The sequence below is a fragment of the Nitrospirota bacterium genome (assembly GCA_040755395.1).
In the GTDB taxonomy this organism is placed as follows: domain Bacteria; phylum Nitrospirota; class Nitrospiria; order Nitrospirales; family Nitrospiraceae; genus DATLZU01.
This window is the reverse complement of the sequence record JBFMAX010000035.1, coordinates 1-3,123: the sequence shown is the minus strand read 5'-3', so window position 1 is coordinate 3,123 and position 3,123 is coordinate 1. Positions and strand designations below refer to the sequence as shown.

The 3,123-nt window shown below is 59.5% G+C and carries 4 protein-coding genes and 1 pseudogene; 2 read left to right on the top strand and 3 right to left on the bottom strand.

What is annotated here, in order from left to right; all coding sequences use genetic code 11:
* From AB1555_19930 to AB1555_19920, 3 genes are all read right to left on the bottom strand, one after another.
* Nucleotides 1-475 (bottom strand): hypothetical protein (locus tag AB1555_19930; protein ID MEW6248947.1); only part of this gene is annotated, 475 nt, incomplete at its 3' end.
* 109 nt (nt 476-584) lie between these two features.
* The gene (locus AB1555_19925; protein ID MEW6248946.1) at nt 585-1,052 is read right to left on the bottom strand and encodes a hypothetical protein; all 468 of its coding nucleotides are present in this window, start codon (nt 1,050-1,052) and stop codon (nt 585-587) included.
* A 9-nt stretch (nt 1,053-1,061) separates the two neighbouring features.
* Nucleotides 1,062-1,469, bottom strand: coding sequence for a hypothetical protein (locus AB1555_19920; protein MEW6248945.1), 408 nt, complete (start codon nt 1,467-1,469; stop codon nt 1,062-1,064).
* 321 nt (nt 1,470-1,790) lie between these two features.
* On the opposite strand from AB1555_19920, the pseudogene AB1555_19915 reads away from it, so the two are divergent.
* A pseudogene (locus tag AB1555_19915) lies at nt 1,791-2,243 on the top strand (IS630 family transposase).
* Between the two features lie 34 nt (nt 2,244-2,277).
* A complete protein-coding gene (locus tag AB1555_19910; protein ID MEW6248944.1) occupies nt 2,278-2,589 on the top strand; it encodes a transposase in 312 nt (103 codons plus the stop codon).
* Nucleotides 2,590-3,123 lie beyond the last annotated feature (534 nt).

Sequence of the window (3,123 nt, the reverse complement as noted above, 5' to 3'; positions counted from 1 at the left end):
CGATTCCTGACAGGAGGCCCGCGATTTCCGCAGGAGCGCATCCGGGCTCTCTCGTCCATGCGTGGCCGCTGGTGCTCTCGTCTATCATGTCATGCGTAACGAAACGACTCCCGACCCCTTTTCTCATACCCGACAGCGTGGTCCTTCCCCGGCTGATCAGGGTCCCGGGCATCGGACCCTCGGGGTGGAACCGCGCCGTGTTGGATTGTCTCAGGGATGTGGCCAGATGATCCGGGTGGAAATAGCTGACGGAGCCGCTCGTGACTTGCTTGATCGCGATCCGTTGATTCCCCGCCCAGATAAGCTTGGCGCACTGACCAAATTCACACACATACAGCTTGCCGATGTAGACGGAGGTCTTGCTCCCCCCGACTTTCTTTACCCGCCTGCCCTCGCCGTCGTAAACGAACGTGGTGGTCTGGCCGTTCGCGGTGATGCTGGGAGAGGAATGATACTCGGAGGAGAGCGGATGCATCCGGCGGGGCGTCAGCAGAGGTCCGGGAAAATGAAGAACGCGATAACTCAATAAGTCATGTCTGACCCCAAAGCTCTCCTTTTCTCTTTCCGCGCCGATCTTCTCCTTTTCAGTTCTCGCTAGCCACGTTACGTTCGGTACCCTGGCTCAAGACCCGGTCTCCTTCCATTGTGCTAATAAACCAGGCAACATCTCCGAGGCCAGGTTCATGGCCAAGCGCCTCCCACTCAGCTTGGATCCGATTCATCGTGTCTGCCGGAGAGAGACTCCAAGATTCCCATTTTCCGTCCTCGGTCGGGCACCCGGCTTCGATCAGTCCTGCTTCGAGCAGGTCACGGAGTATTTGAAGGACTTTCTCACGCACGAGTTTCTGGTCTATGGCCAGTTCGCGTTCTTCCAGCTGCGCACCGAGCTCAGCATCCCAAGCCTTAGAGGCCACCATGTCCAGTAATTCACGTCCACCGGGTTGCTGCCGCACGAGGTCTCTAGTGATCACCCAGACCACTAGCCACAGACCAGTATAATCATCCTGGCAATAGCCCAAGACATTCTTGTGTAATTCAGATAGCTTCTGCATCGCGCATGCTCACTTCGGTATGTGTATTCTCTTGATGTCGTTGATTCCCGGGATGTTCACGTCCATCGTGGGACCGTAGCGCCTCGACTGCCTAAAACCGATGTTCGCCCCTTGTCCCAAATTAACGAACAGGCCTTTGTATGTCGGGTGATCAATCAACCGACCATGCTGCCCCACTTCAAGAAATAACGATTCCAACCCCTCTTGCCCACCATGAAAAGTAAAAATACCTGGTGAGCTACCTGGTTTCAGGAGGTGCCGAACCGCGTCGAAGATTCCCTCAAAGCCAACTTTTGCTCCCTTGCCTCCAGGGATGATCCCTAAGATACCCCAAAAGTAATCGCCGGGACCTGCATCTGGATTTCCTAGCGCTTGTCCCAGATCATACCCCGGAACGAGCCCCAGTACGAAGTCCATGACAAAAGACGCCGTTCCAGAAGACGAAGGTGCCGCACTGGCCTTCGGCGCAGGTGGCAAGGGAGGTGGCTCTGGCTCGGGTAAATAGTCGGACGGGCTGCCGCCAAGATATTTCGCCATTTCCCCGGCGATGAATTCTTGGGATGCCCCCCTGAGCGACTAATCCCCTGATGTACCGCTGGACTACACCGATATACGCGTTATAAAGGCTGGGGCCTTGAACGACTGGAACGGTAATACTATTGAGCGTTCACAAATATAGTGACAAACGTGTGTCGATAGGCTATCCTCCTGCCGACGTGATCACCACGGGAGGGGCGGATGGCACGGACACGAGACTTTGAGGCACTGGAGCAGCGACGATACAAAGCGGCGACCCTGTTGCGGCAGGGTGTGTGGCCAGCGGAGGTCGCGCGGCGCTTGGGGGTCTCGCGCCAATCGGTAAGCCGCTGGGCCAAGGCCCTGGCCGAGCAGGGCCGCCAAGGCTTGCAACGGGCGAAGCGGGCAGGACGCCCGCCGACGCTCACGGCCGCGGATCTGAAGCGCGTGGTGCGGGCGCTGAAGGCGGGGCCGGAGGCCCAGGGATACGCCACCGGGCTGTGGACACTGCCCCGCGTGGCGAAGCTGATTGAGACCGCCTGCGGCGTCCGGTTCGGCACAACCCGCGTCTGGCAACTCTTGCACGCCCTGGGCTGGAGTTGCCAGCGGCCGACCGGGCGGGCGCGGGAGCGGGATGAGGCCGCGATCCGACGCTGGAAGCGGATCGAGTGGCCCCGGTTAAAAAAACGCCGCGGCCGAAGGCCGCACGATCGTCTTCGTCGACGAGTCGGGGTTGAGCGAGCAGCCGCATCGGGTGCGGACGTGGGCGCCGCGAGGGCAGACGCCAGTGTGGCAACTGGCCTTCAACTGGAAACGGCTGTCCGTGATCGCCGGGGTGACGGTCTGGACGTTCTATTTCCGGCTGTATCCCGGCACGATCAAGAGCCCGCAGATCGTGGACTTTCTCCGCCACCTGCGGCGACAACTGCGCCGGAAGCTGCTGATCATCTGGGATGGGCTCAAGGCGCACCGGAGCCGGCTGGTCCGTGAGCAAGAAAAGGGGTCGGGAGTCGATTCTTGACAGGAGGCCCGCGATTTCCGCAGGAGCGCATCCGGGCTCTCTCGTCCATGCGTGGCCGCTGGTGCTCTCGTCTATCATGTCATGCGTAACGAAACGACTCCCGACCCCTTTAATCCCCACCTGATCTGATCTGGATCGACGGCGAGATTCACGGCGTGAAGAGCCGCAGCACGGAGGCTCCGCTGAATCAGGTCAAATTCAACAACGCTGAGCGCTATGACCAGATCGTCTTTCTCACCCAACCGCCACGAAGACCTGGGGCGCCTCCTTGCACACCTGGCGGGAATCCCATCAATCCACTGCTACCTGGGCCGTGTCCGACTGGTGGCGGGCCATAGTGGCTCGCTGGCAGTTCGAAAGCTCAACTTCTCCGCGTAGCCTCTGGGGACAGGAGAAATGGGGAACGTTTGTCAGCTTTCATGCGAAACTCCCCCCTGAGTTTTCATCTGAAATTCCTCCCTCTCTGGGCACAGGGAGGGAATCACGATGGAGGAACGAGCCCTCAGTCCAGTAAGTTCCCCGCCGAGTCCAACC

Excerpts from the sequence above, each read along its gene's own strand:
- AB1555_19925 (MEW6248946.1), bottom strand. The coding sequence starts at position 1,052 with ATGCAGAAGCTATCTGAATTACACAAGAATGTCTTGGGCTATTGCCAG.
- AB1555_19920 (MEW6248945.1), bottom strand. The coding sequence starts at position 1,469 with ATGGACTTCGTACTGGGGCTCGTTCCGGGGTATGATCTGGGACAAGCG.